General features: G+C 64.4%; 12 protein-coding genes. 4 read left to right on the top strand and 8 right to left on the bottom strand.

Annotated features, from left to right (window positions below):
- Positions 1-7 precede the first annotated feature (7 nt).
- Genes fba through P6U25_RS23980 form a run of 4 tightly spaced genes read right to left on the bottom strand, consistent with a single transcriptional unit; the run spans position 8 to position 4982 of the window.
- A complete protein-coding gene (fba, locus tag P6U25_RS23965) occupies positions 8-1090 on the bottom strand; it encodes a class II fructose-bisphosphate aldolase (protein WP_407147232.1) in 1083 nt (360 codons plus the stop codon).
- A 15-nt stretch (positions 1091-1105) separates the two neighbouring features.
- Positions 1106-3118: a transketolase gene (gene tkt, locus P6U25_RS23970; protein ID WP_407147233.1), complete on the bottom strand. Its 2013-nt coding sequence runs from the start codon at positions 3116-3118 to the stop codon at positions 1106-1108.
- Positions 3115-3990 (bottom strand): phosphoribulokinase, encoded by an 876-nt coding sequence (locus P6U25_RS23975; protein ID WP_407147234.1) that lies wholly within the window; start codon positions 3988-3990, stop codon positions 3115-3117. Before P6U25_RS23975 ends, tkt begins: the two co-directional genes overlap by 4 nt.
- 11 nt (positions 3991-4001) lie before the next feature.
- Complete coding sequence (locus P6U25_RS23980) at positions 4002-4982, bottom strand: class 1 fructose-bisphosphatase (protein ID WP_407152595.1); 981 nt, start codon at positions 4980-4982, stop codon at positions 4002-4004.
- A gap of 207 nt (positions 4983-5189) precedes the next feature.
- Between P6U25_RS23980 and P6U25_RS23985 the strand changes: the two genes are divergently transcribed.
- A complete protein-coding gene (locus P6U25_RS23985) occupies positions 5190-6116 on the top strand; it encodes a LysR family transcriptional regulator (protein WP_407147235.1) in 927 nt (308 codons plus the stop codon).
- Positions 6117-6129: 13 nt separating this feature from the next.
- Here the strand turns inward: P6U25_RS23985 and P6U25_RS23990 are convergent, their stop codons facing one another.
- The 3 genes from P6U25_RS23990 to P6U25_RS24000 form a co-directional block, all read right to left on the bottom strand.
- Entirely contained in the window at positions 6130-6324 is a 195-nt protein-coding gene (locus tag P6U25_RS23990) for a hypothetical protein (RefSeq protein ID WP_407147236.1), read from the bottom strand.
- Positions 6321-7376: a PepSY-associated TM helix domain-containing protein gene (locus P6U25_RS23995; protein ID WP_407147237.1), complete on the bottom strand. Its 1056-nt coding sequence runs from the start codon at positions 7374-7376 to the stop codon at positions 6321-6323. The genes P6U25_RS23990 and P6U25_RS23995 overlap by 4 nt, the downstream gene beginning before the upstream one ends.
- An 85-nt stretch (positions 7377-7461) precedes the next feature.
- Entirely contained in the window at positions 7462-9717 is a 2256-nt protein-coding gene (locus P6U25_RS24000; RefSeq protein WP_407152596.1) for a TonB-dependent siderophore receptor, read from the bottom strand.
- A 438-nt stretch (positions 9718-10155) separates the two neighbouring features.
- Between P6U25_RS24000 and P6U25_RS24005 the strand changes: the two genes are divergently transcribed.
- Positions 10156-11877 carry an ATP-binding protein gene (locus P6U25_RS24005; protein WP_407147238.1) on the top strand — a complete coding sequence of 574 codons (1722 nt, stop codon included), beginning with the start codon at positions 10156-10158 and terminating at the stop codon, positions 11875-11877.
- An 86-nt stretch (positions 11878-11963) separates the two neighbouring features.
- Here P6U25_RS24005 and P6U25_RS24010 read toward each other — a convergent pair whose 3' ends face one another.
- On the bottom strand, positions 11964-12668 hold the full coding sequence (locus P6U25_RS24010) for a TetR/AcrR family transcriptional regulator (RefSeq protein WP_407147239.1): 705 nt from the start codon (positions 12666-12668) through the stop codon (positions 11964-11966).
- A gap of 162 nt (positions 12669-12830) precedes the next feature.
- Between P6U25_RS24010 and P6U25_RS24015 the strand changes: the two genes are divergently transcribed.
- Positions 12831-14015: an HlyD family secretion protein gene (locus tag P6U25_RS24015; RefSeq protein ID WP_407147240.1), complete on the top strand. Its 1185-nt coding sequence runs from the start codon at positions 12831-12833 to the stop codon at positions 14013-14015.
- An 8-nt stretch (positions 14016-14023) separates the two neighbouring features.
- Complete coding sequence (locus tag P6U25_RS24020) at positions 14024-15637, top strand: DHA2 family efflux MFS transporter permease subunit (RefSeq protein ID WP_407147241.1); 1614 nt, start codon at positions 14024-14026, stop codon at positions 15635-15637.
- Positions 15638-15661 lie beyond the last annotated feature (24 nt).

Here is a 15661-nt window from a genome sequence, read left to right on the forward strand (position 1 = left end):
CGCGGCTTCAGGCGGCCTGTGTCATCTTTCCAATCTGCGGATCGAGGGCGCCGGCGCGGTAGCGCTTCGCCATCTCCGGCAGCGGAACCACCTTGATCTTCCCGGCATTGCCGGCCGTGCCGAACTGCTCGAAGCGGTCGCGGCAGAGCTCGCGCAATGCGTCCATCGCCGGCTTGAGGAACTTGCGCGGGTCGAACTCGCTCTTCGATTGGGCGGCGACCTTCCGGAACGCCGCGGCCATCGCAAGGCGGCAATCGGTGTCGATGTTCACCTTGCGGACGCCGTGCTTGATGCCGCGGACGATCTCCTCGACCGGCACGCCCCAGGTCTGCGGCATCTCGCCGCCGAACTGGTTGAACAAGTCCTGCAACGGCTGCGGCACCGAGGACGAGCCGTGCATCACCAGATGTGTATTGGGCAACCGCGTATGGATCTCCTCGACCACGCGCATCGCCAGGATCTCGCCGTCAGGCTTGCGCGTGAACTTGTAGGCGCCGTGCGAGGTGCCCATGGCGATCGCGAGCGCATCGACCTTGGTGGCGCGGACGAAATCGACGGCCTGGTCGGGATCGGTCAGGAGCTGGTCATGACTGATCTGGCCCTCGACGCCATGGCCGTCCTCCTGCTCGCCGCCGCCATGCTCCAGCGAGCCGAGCACGCCGAGTTCGCCCTCGACCGAGGCACCGACCCAATGCGCCATGTCGACGACGCGGCGGGTGATGTCGACGTTATAGTCGTAGTCCGCCGCGGTTTTGGCGTCGGCCTTCAACGAGCCGTCCATCATGACCGAGGTAAAGCCGTAGCGGATCGCGGTGGCGCAGGTCGCCTCCTCGTTGCCGTGATCGAGATGCAGGCAGAGCGGGATCTGCGGATACATCTCTTCCAGTGCGTCGATCATCTTCGCCAGCATGATGTCGTTGGCATAGGCGCGCGCGCCGCGCGAGGCCTGGATGATGACCGGCGCATCGCAGGCCGCCGCCGCCTCCATGATGGCGAGGCCCTGCTCCATGTTGTTGATGTTGAAGGCCGGCACGCCGTAGCCGCGCTCGGCGGCGTGATCCAGCAATTGCCTCAGGGTTATCCGAGCCATGGGGTGGTCCTCCTTTCAATTCGATCGACGGGACACACGCTTTGCCGCAGCAGCGACGGCGGCAGGTGTGATGCCGAATTCACGGTAGAGCACGTCGGCGGGCGCGGAGGCGCCGAAACCGGTCATCCCGACAAATTCGCCGTCCTCGCCGAGCCACCTTGCCCAGTCACCCTCGACAGCGGCTTCGACCCCGACCCGCGGCGCGTCGCCCAGCACCTTTGCGCGATAGTCGCTCGGCTGCTGGCGGAACAGGTCGAAGCACGGCGCCGAAACCACCGCCGCCTTGATCCCTTCTTCCGCCAGCAGCTTTGCGGCTTCGAGCGCGATCGCCACCTCCGAACCCGTCGCAATCAGGGTGACGTCACGCGCGAAGTCGGGCTCGACGAGAACGTAGGCGCCGAGCGCGACCTGGTTGTCTTTGCTGCCGTCGCGAATGGTCGGCAGCGCTTGCCGCGACAAGCACAGGATCGACGGCGAGGTTTCGGCCTTCAATGCACGGTCCCAGGCTTCCGCCGTTTCGATCGCATCGGCCGGGCGAAACACCAGGAGGTTCGGGATGGCGCGCAGCGCAGCCAGATGTTCCACCGGCTGATGCGTCGGCCCATCCTCGCCCAGCCCGATCGAGTCGTGGGTCATCACGTGAATGACCCGGATCCCCATCAGCGCCGCAAGCCGAAGCGCCGGGCGGCTGTAATCGGCGAAGGAGAGGAACGTGCCGCCATAGGGAATGAAGCCGCCGTGCAGGGCGATCCCGTTCATCGCGGCCGCCATGCCGTGCTCGCGGATGCCATAGTGAATGTAGCTGCCGTCGAGCGTTTCCGGCCGCACCGGCACTTGCGTCTTTGCCAGTGTGAGGTTGGAATGCGTGAGATCGGCCGAGCCGCCGAGCAGGTTCGGCAAGGCCTGCGCGATGACGTCGATCACCTGCTGCGACGCCTGCCGTGTCGCGAGCTTCGGCCGTTCCGACGCAAAGCGCGCCGTCAGCGTTGCCATCGCCTCGGTATAGGCGCAGGGCAGTTTCCGGTTCAGCGCATCGTGGAACGGGGAGCGCTCGCCGTTGCAGGCGTGCCGCGACCGCTCGATCCAGGCGCGGCGGGCCTCGCGGCCGCGCGCACCGATCTCGCGCCATTCGGCGAGCACGGTATCCGGCACCTCAAATGCCGGATACGGCCAGCCCAGCGCCGCGCGGGTCTTGCCCACCTCCTCGGCGCCGAGCGGTGCGCCGTGAACCTTCTCGCTGCCCTGCCGGTTCGGGGCACCGAACCCGATGACCGTGCGGCAGGCGATCAGCGACGGACGGTCGCTTGCCTTGGCCTGCCGGATCGCCGCAGCGATCGCCTGCGGATCGTGACCGTCAATGCTGCTGACGTTCCAGCCGCTGGCCTTGAACCGCGCGACCTGGTCGTCCGAGCAGGACAAGGAGGTCGCGCCATCGATCGAAATGCGGTTGTCGTCGAACAGCACGATCAGCCGGTTGAGCCGCAAATGACCAGCGAGCGAGATCGCTTCATGGCTGATGCCCTCCATCAGGCAGCCATCGCCGGCGATCACGTAAGTATAGTGATCGACAAGGTCGTCGCCGAAGCGCGCGTTCATCAGCCGCTCGGCGAGCGCCATGCCGACGGCGGTAGCAATGCCCTGCCCGAGCGGCCCGGTCGTGGTCTCGACACCCGGCGTATGGCCATATTCGGGATGGCCCGGGGTCTTCGATCCCCACTGTCTGAACGCCTTGAGCTGATCGAGCGTCATGCTCTCGTAGCCCGTCAGATAGAGCAGCGCGTAGAGCAGCATCGAGCCGTGACCGGCCGAGAGCACGAAGCGATCGCGGTCCGGCCAGGCCGGATCGGTCGGGTCGAACTTGAGGAAGTCCGAGAACAGGACGGTCGCGACATCGGCCATGCCCATGGGCATGCCGGGGTGGCCGGACTTCGCCTGCTCCACGGCGTCGATGGCGAGAAAGCGGATGGCGTTCGCCATCTCGGCATGGCTGACGTCGGGGCGGCTGGCTACGGACGCAAGTGCGGTCATATCGTTCGCCTCTTTCGTTCGATCAGTTGCAGGATCAGCGGGGTGAGGATGAGCTGCATCGCGAGGTCAAGCTTCGCGCCGTGAACCACGATCGAGTTGGCGCGCGACATGAAGCTGTGCGGGATCATCGACAGCAGGTAGGGAAAATCGATGCCGCGCGGATTCTTCAGCCGGATCACCACCATCGATTCGTCCGGCGTCGGGATCCAGCGTGCGATGAACGGGTTCGAGGTGTCGACCGTCGGCACGCGCTGGAAATTGATGTCGGTCTCGGTGAACTGCGGACAGATGTAGTTCACGTAGTCCGGCATGCGTCGCAGGATGGTGTCGGTCACTGCCTCCGTGGAATAGCCGCGATGGCTGCGGTCGCGATGCAGCTTCTGGATCCATTCGAGGTTGATGACCGGCACGACGCCGATCTTGAGATCGGCATGCTGCGCGACGTTCACCTTGTCAGTGACCACGGCGCCATGCAGACCCTCGTAGAACAGCAGATCGGAGTTCTCCGGCAACGGCTCCCATGCGGTGAAGGTGCCGGGCTTGGCGCCGTAGAGCCGCGCCTCCTCCTCGTCATGCACATAGTGGCGCGTCGTTCCGGTGCCGGTTTCGGCATAATCGCGGAACAGCTTCTCCAACTCTTCGAACAGGTTGGTCTCGGGGCTGAAATGGCTGAAATGCTTGTTGCCCTGCTCGGCCTTCTCCAGCATCTTGCTGCGCATCTCGGCGCGGTCGTAGCGATGAAACGCATCGCCCTCGATATAGGCCGCGACCACGTTCTCCCGGCGGAAGATGTTCTCGAACGTCTTCTTGACCGAGGTGGTGCCAGCGCCAGAGGAGCCGGTGATCGAGATGATGGGATGTCGACGAGACATACGATCCCCCCTCAGCGGAACAGGCCGCGCCGTGCGAACAGCGGGGCATCGCTGCTCTCGAACAACGGCTCGACGGTCAGGTGGATCGCATCGACGTCGCGCACGGCGCGCGTCGATCCCATGATGAGGGGCACGCGCTGATGCGGCGTGCGTGCCGACAATTCGAGGATGCGCGACCGGCCATTCGACGCGGCGCCGCCCGCCCATTCCATGATCAATGCGATCGGATGGGCTTCATACAGCAGGCGCAAGCGGCCTTCACGATAGCCCGGACGCGCGTCCGCCGGATAGAGGAACACGCCGCCGCGCATCAGAATGCGGTAAGCTTCCGCGACCAGCGAACCGATCCAGCGCATATTGAAATCCTGGCCGTGCTCACCGTTGACGCCGGCAAGGCACTGGTCGATGTAACTGCGCACCGCACCGCTCCAGTGCCGCCGGTTCGACGCATTTATGGCGAATTCCGGCGCATCCGGCGGCACCCGCAGATCACGCCCAGTCAGCAGAAACTCGCCCGTGCGCGGATCGAGCGTGAAGCAGTCGACGCACTGGTCGAGCGCCAGTACCAGCACGGTCTGCGGGCCGTAGATGAAGCAGCCGGCGGCACATTGCGCGGTGCCGGGCTCGAAGAAGGTCGAGATGATGTCGTGGGCTTTCGGCCTGATCGAGAAGATCGTGCCGACCGAGATGTTGTTCTCGAGGTTGGCGGATCCGTCCAGCGGATCGATTGCGACGCAGAGCGGCGCATCGGCATCGAGCGTCTCCGGCAGCTCCGCCTCTTCCGACAGCACCGCCGCGACCGGCGCGGTCCGCAGCGCGTCGCGCATCAGGCCGTCGGCAACGATGTCGATGGTCTTCTGGCGATCGCCGTCAGGATTGATGCCTCCGCTATCACCGCCGATCGCGGCAAGCGAGCCGGCGGCAATGGTACGCGCGAGTTCGACCGCGGCGCCGGCGAGCGCCTCGATCACCGCGACCGTCGCCGCGCGCATTGGGTTTTGCTGCGCCGGCCACTCCAGATGGGCATGCAATGAAGGACGAATCTCCACGGGCCTCTCCCTTTGATCGCGCCCACTTGCCGAGGCTTCGACCGGCGACCCACCGGAGTCGCCTCGACGCTATCAACGCGCGAATTGCCGAATTAGGGAAATTTTATTATCTTTGGTACCGCCAAAGTATTCCTTATGGGAGGGCTCACCATGGCCGGCCACTTCAGGCGCGACCTCACCATCCGCCAGCTCCGCGCGCTGTCCGCCGTGCACGAGGCCGGCTCGATCACGTCGGCCGCTAACCGCCTCAACCTGACCCAGCCGGCGGTGACGCTGCAGCTCCGCAACCTGCAGGCGCTCGCCGGGCTGCCCCTGATTCAGCGCACCGGCGATGGCATGGCCTTGACGGATGCCGGCGCCCACGTGCTGACACTGGTCGAACGGATCGAGGCGGCGCTGAAGGATTGCGAGCAGTCGCTCGACATGATCGCGGGCCGCAGCGGTGGACGCGTCGCGATGGGCGCCGTCAGCACCGCGAAATACTTCGTCCCGTTCGTGATCGCGGCGTTCTCGCACCGATTTCCGCAGATCGAGGTCACGCTCAAGATCGGCAACCGCGAGGAGATCCGCGACGCACTGCGCGGCTACGACCTCGATATTGCCGTGATGGGGCGGCCGCCGGCCGACGTCGAGGTCGAGATGCGGCCGCTCGGCCGTCATCCGCACTTCATCATCGCCTCGCCGGATCATCGGCTGGCACGACGGCGCCACGTCGCCGTCTCGGAGCTTGCGGACGAGACCTTCATCACCCGTGAGCAGGGATCCGGCACGCGCATGCTGATGGAGCAGTTCCTCCAGCGGGTCGAGCTGACCCCGAAGATCGGCATGGCGATGGACAGCAACGAGACCATCAAGCAGGCCGTGATGGCCGGGCTGGGCATCGCCTTCATCTCCCAGCACACCGTGTTTCACGAGCTGGAAGACGGCCGGCTCGTGGTGCTGAAGGTCAAGGGGCTGCCCATCATCCGGCAGTGGCACGCCGTCCGCCGCACCGACAAGATTCTGCTGCCGCCGGCGCAGGCCATGATGGATTTTCTCGGCAAGGAGGGTTGGCGCTATCTGCCGAACACCCGCTAAGCGCATCAGTCTGTTAGTGGAGCTTGAGCCGCAACCAGGTCCAGGCGATCACCAGCCCCGGCGCGCCGACCGCGAGCCAGGACAGATAACGCCCGACGTCGCCGAGCAGCAGCGCAGCAAGCAGCCCTGCCATTGAGAGGATTCCGAGCACGATCGGCACGCCAAAGACGGCGACCCAGCCCTGCGATCGACCAGGAGAAGACGTCATTGCGCCGGCACCGCGTGCCCCCTCGCCGTGGCACGCGCCCGCTTCCGCCGCCGGGCGAACCAGAGATAAAGGCCGCTGCCGATCACGATGATCGTAAGGATGTCCAACACGGCCCAGATGATCTTCAGCGGCATGCCGCCATAGTCGCCGAAATGCAGCGGCTGCGAAATCAGCAGCGCCTGCAGATAGGCCGGCAGCGCCCTTGTGTCCGAAACTTCGGCGGTCTCGCCATCGAGCAAAACGGGCTTCAGCAGCCGGGAGGTCAACGGCGTGTCGCCGCGCATGAAGGCGGCGTAGTGATGCGACGAGGTGAACGGTGTCCCGGGATACGCGATGAACGCAACGTCCATGCCGGGCGCAGCCTGCTTCGCCCGCGCCACGACCTGATCGAGCGGCGCGAGCTTCGCCGGCGGTGGCTTGCCGGCATAGGGCTTCACCATCTCGGCGAGCTCGTTTGCCTTCCACTGATTCAACATCAGCTCCGCCCAGGTGTTGATCACCCCGGTCAGGCCGACCACCAGCGCCCAGACGATCGTGACCACGCCGATCAGATTGTGCCAGTCGAGCCAGGCCACGCGGCGCGCCGAGCGGTCGCGGATGGTGGCAAAGCGCAGCCGGCGTGTGAACGGCCAATACAGCACCACGCCGGAGATGATCGCGACCGCGAACAGCAGGCCCATCCCGCCGAGGAACAGCTTGCCGGGCTGGCCGGCGAACATATCGGTGTGCAGCTTGAGCACGATCAGCATCGGGCCGACGCCGACCAGCCCGAGCGGTTTCGCCGTCACCGCATCGAACGCACGCACGGTCGCGTCGTCGGGCTTTCCGTCAGGCGCATTGTTGGTGAACGCCATCACGGTCCCGGGCTCGTCCTTGTCCCATGACACATACTGCATCACCCGTCCCGGGTCGGCCGCGAGCGCAGCCTGCACGATCTGTTGCGCGGGCAGCGGCGACCGTCCGGCCGCGGCTTCCGGCTGCGGCGCATAGCCGAGCGCCTCGTCGATCTCGTGGTGGAAGATCAACGGCAGCCCGGTGAGGCAGAGCAACAACAGAAATACGGTTGAGATCAGACTGGTCCAGGTATGAACCAGCGACCAGATCCTGACGGTTCGCGCCCTCAGTCGTTCCTCCCCGTCACCATTTGTAACCCAAGCTCGCGGTGATGCGCCGCCGGTCGCCGTAGAAGCAGGACGTCGTCGACGAGCAACTGGCGACATAGGTGGTGTCGGCGATATTGATGACGTTCAGCGCGGCGCGCCAGCCCTGCCATTCATAGTGGATCGCGGCGTCTCCGAGCACCACCGAGGGAACCTCGAGCGTGTTCGCCTGATCAGCGAACGACGACCCGACATAGCGCACGCCGCCGCCGAAGCCGAAGCCCGTCAACGGGCCCTGCTGGATGGTGTAGTCGGCCCAGAGCGACGCCATCTGCTGCGGCGTGTTGGTCGGAGTCTTGCCGATCAGGGCCGGGTTGAGATCCTTGCTGGTGAAGAGATCGTAGGTCGTGAGAGCGCCGATCAGCTTCAGGCCGGGCAACGGATTTGCGACCGCTTCGACCTCGAAGCCACGCGAGGTGACCTCGCCGGTCTGGTTCTGCAACAGCGGATTGTTCGGATCGGTCGTCAGCGCATTCTGACGCTTCAGATCGAACCAGGCAAAGGTGAAATGGCCGTCGAAGCCCTTCGGTTCGACCTTGACGCCGACCTCGGTCTGCTGGCCGGTCTCCGGCAGCAACAGTTGGTTCGAGGCGTTGAGGCCGATCACCGGATTGTAGCTTGTCGCATAGGATACATAGGGCGCGACGCCGTTGTCGAAATTGTAGATCAGCCCGGCACGGCCGCTGAACTTGCTGTCCTCGCGATTGAATAGCGTGACGCCGCTCGGCCGGTCACCCTGGCTGGTCGAGACCCAGTCGTTGCGGCCACTGAGCACCAGCGTGAAGCGACCAAGCTTCATCTGGTCCTGCAAATAGGTGCCGAGTTGCTCCTGCGTGATCAGGTAATTGCGGAACGGTGCGCTCGTCAACGGCAGGCTTCCGAGGCCGTAGACCGGGTTGAACACGTTGAGCGACGGCGTCGTGCCAAACTGGAAGTTCTGGTAGTCATCGATCCGGTAGTCTCGGAGGTCGAGCCCGAACAGCATCGTGTGCTGCACAGGGCCGGTGCCGAAGCGATATTCGAGTTGGTTGTCGAGATTGGCCTGATTGGCCGTGTCCTTCGCATACCAATTGTAGCGCCCGAGATCGCCCGCTGCGATGTCGGTATAACCGTTGCCGACCAAGCCCCGATAGGTCACATCGACATGCGCGAAGCGGGCATTCTGACGGAACGTGACGTTGTCGGAGAGATTGCGCTCGAACTGATAGCCGAGCATCTCCTGCTCGCGCGTGAATGTGTCGATCGAGGGATCGCCGACGAACAGGCTGGTCGGAATCCGGCCGAACGGCGCGTTAACGACGGTGCCGGCATAGGGCAGGAAGTTGATACCGCGCGTTTCATTACGCGAGGCGGAGGCGAGCACGGTGAAGGTGGTGTCGGCATCCGGCTTGTAGGTCACCGACGGCGCGATGAAGTAGTTGTTGTCGGGCGTGAAGTTGACCTGGGTCGCGCCATTCTGAACCTGGCCCACCACGCGATAGAACAGCTTGCCGTCCTGCTGCGGCGTCGCGACCGGCCCGCCGACATCGAAGCCGAGATAGGCATTGCCGAAATTGTTGACGCCGGTCTCGATGTAGCGGATCGGCTCGGCCGGCGGCATCTTGCTGATCGCGTTGACGATGCCGCTCGGACTGGAGCCGCCATAGAGCACCGCCGAGGGACCGCGCAGCACCTCGACACGCTCGAGATTGAACGGCTGCAACTTCCAGCTCGCATAGGACGTGTAGAAGAGCTGCATTCCGTCGAGGAACAGGCCGACGTCATCGGACTTGAAGCCGCGGATCAGGAACCAGTCATTGCGTGTGTCGGCGCCGAACGTGCCGGCCAGCACGCCGGCCGAATAACGCAGCGTCTCGTCGAACTTGTTGGGCTTCTGGTCGCGGATCTGCTCGCTGCCGATCACGGACACCGACTGCGGTGTCTCCATGATCGGCGTGTTGGTTTTGGTTCCGGACGAGCTGCGGTGAGCGACATAGCCCTGGATCGGACCGAGCGGACTCTCGACCAAGCCGACGTTGCGAACCGGCGGAGGCTTTTGCGCCGCGACCGGTTGCGTAGCGCGCTGGATGCGACGTGGTGCCGCAGTGGTCGTTCGCCGATGCGCTTGGGGAGATGCAACCACGACGGGCGGCAGCGCCTGTGCGCCGGATTGCTGCGTCGACGTCGTCGTCCCCTGCGCCAAGGATGAATGCGGCACCAATGCCAATGCGGTCGCCGACGCGGCGATTCCCAATAACTGTGAGTATTTCAACGCGCCCTGCCCAACTGCAACGGAGTCCCATGGCGCGCGATTTCACGTTCGGCGTGCCACCGCTGCGGCTTACGCGAGGGATGAAGATTTCTCTAATAGAAGAGCTCTTAGAAGCGATCCAAGAGTTCGAGTTTTGCGTGCAGCATGCGGGTCGGCGGACGCACCGCTCGCGCGATGGTTGCCATGGCAAGTAGCGCGGAACGGGCGGCGGTCGATTGCGCCGGGCGTGCGGCAAATGCGTCACAAGCCCGCTGGTCCGACACAAATGCAATCGTCGTCTTAACCTTACCGGCGGTGGGCCGAGCGCGGTTAGTCGAAAAAAGTCAAGGTGGTACCACACCTTGGTCATTGCGCTCGACTGGAGCGCATGCGACATCTTGGCTGCGGAACGCGCACAGCTCCATATCCCTGCGAGGGAGGATGAACCTGCAGACCCCGTCCCCGCCGATGCCTGACTTCAAGGCGTTGTTCGAGGCGGCACCCGGCCTCTATCTGGTGCTGACTCCACCCGACTTTCGTATAGTGGCGGCGAGCGACGCCTATCTACGCGCCACGAAGACCGAGCGCGCTTCGATCCTCGGGCACGAACTGTTCGAGATATTCCCTGATAATCCTGACGATCCGACGGCCGACGGCGTGCGGAACCTGCGGGCGTCGCTTGAGCGTGTGGTCCAGTACAGGCGAGCCGACACCATGTCGGTGCAGAAATACGACATCCGCAAACCCGATTCTGAAGGCGGCGGATTTGAGGAGCGCTTCTGGAGCCCGCGCAACTCGCCGGTGCTCGGACAGGGCGGACAGCTCGCTTACATCATCCACCGGGTCGAGGACGTCACCGAATTCATCCATCTGAAGCGCCGCGGCGCTGAACAGGACAGGATGGCGGATCGGCTGCGCGAGCGCACCGAGCAGATGGAAGCCGAAATCTTCATGCGCGCGCGCGAAGTCGAGGCCGCCAAGGAACAGCTCGAGGCCGAGCAGAAACTGCGCCAGGTGCAGAAGATGGAAGCGGTGGGGCACCTCACCGGCGGCATCGCGCACGACTTCAACAACATCCTGACCGTCATCACCGGCCTGATCGACATCCTTGCCGACGCCGTGGCGCACGATGCCGCGCTGTCGTCGGTCACCAAGATGATCAGCGATGCGGCCTCGCGCGGCGCGGAAGTAACCAAGCACCTCCTCGCCTTCTCGCGACAGCAGCCGCTGCAACCGAGGGAAGCGGACCTCAATACATTGGTGCAGGACACCGCGCGATTGCTGCGTCCCTCGCTCGGCGAGCAGATCGAGATCGAGACGTCGCTCGAACCCGACGCCTGGACGGCCTTCATCGACCCCAACCACATGGCGACCGCGCTGCTCAATCTCGCGGTCAACGCACGCGATGCGATGCCCGAGGGCGGCAAGCTGATGATCGAGACCGGCAATGTCGTGCTCGATGAGACCTATGCCGCCGCCAATCCGGAGGTGACACCGGGCGAATATGTGATGGTCGCCGTCAGCGACACCGGCGATGGGATTCCCGAGACGATCCGCGAGAAGGTGTTCGAGCCGTTCTTCACCACCAAAGACACCGGCAAGGGCACCGGCCTTGGCCTCAGCATGGTCTATGGGTTCATCAAGCAGTCCAACGGTCACCTCAAGATCTATTCCGAAGAGGGCCATGGCACCTCGATCAAGCTCTATCTTCCGCGCAGCAGCGGAGACGTGGTCGAGGCCGAGCCGCCTGCCGTGGTCGACGGGCGGGGCGGCAGCGAATCCATCCTCGTGGTCGAGGACGATCCTCTGGTCCGCAATTACGTCAGCGCCCAGCTCGAGCAACTCGGCTACCGCACCGTGGTCACCGCCAACGGCCCGGAAGCATTGGCCGCGATCGACAAGGGATTCGTCTGCGACTTACTCTTCACCGACGTCATCATGTCCGGCGGCATGAACGGCCGGCAGGTCGCCGATGCCGTCATCGCCAGGCTGCCGTCGGTGCGAGTGCTCTTCACGTCCGGTTACACCGAGGACGCGATCTTTCATCACGGCCGCCTCGACCCCGACGTGACGCTGCTGCCCAAGCCCTATCGCAAATCCGATCTCGCGCGCATGATCCGGCAGGTCCTGGCGCAACCGCCTGCGTCAGCGGCTGGCAAATAGCGCAGCCTCTTAGGCCCAAAGCTCGAACGGCTTTGGATCTTGCAGGCGCTTCCAAGCAGGCCGTAGAGGGAATAGACGCCGCGGCATCATGCCTCCCCACTCTTCTTGCCAGCCCCGTCGGTACGCGTGGCGCATCCCGACAGGAACAGCGTCGCACAGGCCTTGGCACGCGCTTCGATCTCGCTGTGTGGCGGCACCGGCTTATGTCCGAACATCACGTCGCGCTGCGGCTGGAAGATGAACATGCCGAGCAGCATGCCTGCGGCGGCCTGAACATCATCGAGAACGACCCGTCCTCGCTTCTGCTGGACACCAAGCCACGAAGCCAGCACGCCAACCGTGCGCTGCATGGCCTTTTCGTAGAACATCCCGGCGAGGTCCGGAAACTTGTCGCCCTCGGCGAGAATGATGCGCTGGATCGCAATGACCTCGGCCGCCAGCACGAGATCGGCGCAGGTCAGGAGCGCGGTCTCCAATGCCGAGTGAATATCTCGACCATCACACGCGCCAAGATTCACGATGGAGACGAACCGGTCCATCCGATCCGTCACCATGCCCTCGAACAGCGCCAGCTTGGTCGGGATCAGACGATACAGCGTCTTCGTGGATACGCCGGCGCGGCAAGCCACGTCGGCAATATTCGTCGCGGCGAACCCGCGCTCAGCGAATTCGTGACGTGCAGCCTCATAGATCACGGCGCGTGTTTCATCGTCGGAGCGAAGCTGCGGCCGCCCGCGGCCGCGCCGCTCCGGCGCGCTTCCCTCTGCCTGACCTTTATCTTTCACGCTCATCCGCCGATCCGAGCCATGCTTTTAGATGATGTCTGTCATTCCATTGACAGTCCCAATATGGGCTCTATTTTGGAAAACATCAAGTTTCCTAATTAACCCAATGGCCGGTCACGAGAAATATTGAGACTTTCCAAAGGGATATAACGATCACGAGCACCTGCCATGAGTCAGCATGAAACGTCATTCAAGGCCGAGAGCCAGGTTCCGGCCGAGACTGCCAAGCAGTTGATCGCAAATCCTGAGCCGACGACGCCCGCCGCCCCGAAGGGTAAGCTGCGCCGCCTGCTTCTTGCGGGAGCGGCGGCCGCTGTGCTTGCGGGCGCAGCCTGGTACGCCTGGGACTACTGGACCGTCGGCCGCTTTCTGGTCTCCACCGACGATGCCTACGTGAAGGCTGACAATACCGCGATCGCGCCGAAGGTCTCCGGCTATCTCAGCAACGTGCTGGTCGGCGACAACGAGCATGTGCATGCCGGCCAGGTGCTGGCACGGATCGACGACCGCGACTTCAAGGTCGCGCTCGATCAGGCCAAGGCCGATGTCGCCGCCGCGGAAGCCGCCGTCACCAGCAAGCACGCCCAGCTCGACGTGCAACAGTCCGTGATCGAAGCGGCCCGCGCCACGCTTGCGGTCGACACCGCCGCGCAAACCTTCGCCGCGCAGGAGAACAAGCGCTACACCGACCTCGCCGGCACCGGCTTCGGCAGCGTGCAGAATGCGCAGCAGGCGCAGTCGCGTTATGCCAGCGCGCAGGCCGCCATTGCCCGCGATACGGCCAACCTCGCCTCCGCACTGCGTCAGGTGGAGCTGCTCAAGGCCGAGATCGCGCAGGCGATCGCGGCGCAGGAACGAGCGAGCGCGCTCCAGCATCAGGCCGAGCTCAATCTCGGCTACACCACGATCGTCGCGCCGATCGACGGCGTCGTCGGCAACCGCACGCTGCGCACCGGCCAGTTCGTCCAGGCCGGCACGCAATTGATGTCGCTGGTCCCCGCCACCGGCGCCTATGTAATCGCGAACTTCAAGGAGACGCAGCTCACCGATGTCCGCAAGGGCCAGGCGGTGGAGATCGCCGTCGACATGTTCCCCGGGCGGGTCGTGCGCGGTCACGTCGACAGTCTCGCGCCTGCGAGCGGTCAGGAGTTCGCCCTGCTACCGCCGGACAACGCGACCGGCAACTTCACCAAGGTGGTGCAGCGCATTCCCGTCAAGATAGCGCTCGACGCCACCTCCGTCGAATTACGGCCCGGCATGTCGGTGATCCCGACCATCGCGACGCTGTCGCGTCCGGCCCCCGCCTCGCACGCGAACTCAACTCCGAAAGCCGCTGTCGCCTCCTTCAAATAGGTGATGCCATGTCCGATCTCGCGCTCTCGTCGCCGGCGGCCTCCCAACGCGCCACAGCCGTAGCGGTCGATCCCGACCGCGCCAGCGCGGCGGTGTGGATTTCCGTGTTCGCGGCGATGATCGGCGCCTTCATGGCGATCCTGAACATCCAGATCACCAACGCCTCGCTGCTCAACATCGAGGGCGGCATCGGCACCGGCGTCGACAACGGCTCCTGGATCTCGACGTCGTACCTGATCGGCGAGATCGTGGTGATCCCGCTCACCGACTATCTCAGCCGCGTGTTCTCCTTCCGCAACATCATGATCGGCCACGCCACGCTGTTCGCGGTGTTCTCGGTCGCCTGCGCCTTCACCCACGATCTGCCGTCGATGATCGCGATGCGCGGCCTGCAGGGCTTCTTCGGCGGCGTGCTGATCCCGATGGCTTTCACGCTCGTCTTCACCAAGTTGCCGAAGCCCCAGCAACCGATCGGGCTTGCGATGTTCTCGCTCGCCGTAACCTTTGCGCCGGCGATCGGCCCGACCATCGGCGGCTATCTCACCGAGAATTACGGCTGGCAGACCATCTTCTTCGTCAACGTGATCCCGACCGCAGTGATGGTCATCATCCTCTATTTCACGCTAGAAAGGCAGCCGATGCAGCTCAAGCTGCTGCGCGAAGGCGACTGGCTCGGCATCGTGACGATGGCGATCGGCTTCTCGGCGCTGCAGGCGGTGCTGGAGGAAGGCAACAAGGATGACTGGTTCGGCTCACCCTTCATCGTCCGCCTCGCGGTGATTGCTGCCATCTCCCTCAGCCTGTTCGTCTGGATCGAGCTCGTCGTGGAGAAGCCGCTGATCCGGCTGCGGCTCTTGACCCAGCGCAGCTTCGGCTTCGGCACCATCTCGGCGGTGTTCGTCGGCTTCGCGCTGTTCGGCTCGGTCTACCTGCTGCCCGCCTATCTCGGCCAGGTGCAGCGCTATAACGCCGAGCAGATCGGCCAGGTGCTGGCCTGGACCGGATTGCCGCAGCTCATCCTGATCCCGCTGGTCCCGATCCTGATGAAGCGCTACGATGCCCGCTTCATCGCCTTCACCGGCATGATGCTGTTTGCGGTGAGCTCTTTCATGAACATCTCGATGTCGCTCGATTACTCCGGCGACCAGTTCTTCGTTCCGAACATCGTCCGCGCCGTCGGCCAGGCAATCATGCTGGCGCCTCTCTCCGCCGTCAGCCTCGGCAGCGTTGCGCCGCAGGACGCCGCCGCAGCCTCCGGCATCTCCAACATGATGCGCAACCTCGGCGGCGCGATCGGCACCGCCCTGCTCGCCACCATCGTGACCAAGCGCGAGCAGTTCCACTCCAACATCATCGGCCAATCCGTCGACCTCGGCCGCGAGGAAGTGCGCTCGAGGATCGCCGAGGTCACGAACTATTTCCTCGGCCACGGCGTCACCGACCCCGCCACCGCGCATCAGCAGGCGATCATCGCGCTCGGCAATATCGTGAAGCGCCAGGCGCTGGTGCTCGGCTTCAGCGATACCTTCGCCGTGATCGGCATCGTGCTGGTGCTCGCCGCGATCGCTATTCTGCTGACCGGCAGGCCGAAGGGCGCGGCCGGAGGCGGCGCGGCGCATTGACCTTCCAGAGTGACGGCCGCCTCG

This window comes from Bradyrhizobium sp. ORS 86, from assembly GCF_045571475.1.
Lineage (GTDB): Bacteria > Pseudomonadota > Alphaproteobacteria > Rhizobiales > Xanthobacteraceae > Bradyrhizobium.

Coding starts and splice junctions, on each gene's coding strand:
- fba (WP_407147232.1), bottom strand. CDS start 1,090: ATGGCTCGGATAACCCTGAGGCAATTGCTGGATCACGCCGCCGAGCGC.
- tkt (WP_407147233.1), bottom strand. CDS start 3,118: ATGACCGCACTTGCGTCCGTAGCCAGCCGCCCCGACGTCAGCCATGCC.
- P6U25_RS23975 (WP_407147234.1), bottom strand. CDS start 3,990: ATGTCTCGTCGACATCCCATCATCTCGATCACCGGCTCCTCTGGCGCT.
- P6U25_RS23980 (WP_407152595.1), bottom strand. CDS start 4,982: ATGCGCGCGGCGACGGTCGCGGTGATCGAGGCGCTCGCCGGCGCCGCG.
- P6U25_RS23985 (WP_407147235.1), top strand. CDS start 5,190: ATGGCCGGCCACTTCAGGCGCGACCTCACCATCCGCCAGCTCCGCGCG.
- P6U25_RS23990 (WP_407147236.1), bottom strand. CDS start 6,324: ATGACGTCTTCTCCTGGTCGATCGCAGGGCTGGGTCGCCGTCTTTGGC.
- P6U25_RS24005 (WP_407147238.1), top strand. CDS start 10,156: ATGAACCTGCAGACCCCGTCCCCGCCGATGCCTGACTTCAAGGCGTTG.
- P6U25_RS24010 (WP_407147239.1), bottom strand. CDS start 12,668: ATGAGCGTGAAAGATAAAGGTCAGGCAGAGGGAAGCGCGCCGGAGCGG.
- P6U25_RS24015 (WP_407147240.1), top strand. CDS start 12,831: ATGAGTCAGCATGAAACGTCATTCAAGGCCGAGAGCCAGGTTCCGGCC.
- P6U25_RS24020 (WP_407147241.1), top strand. CDS start 14,024: ATGTCCGATCTCGCGCTCTCGTCGCCGGCGGCCTCCCAACGCGCCACA.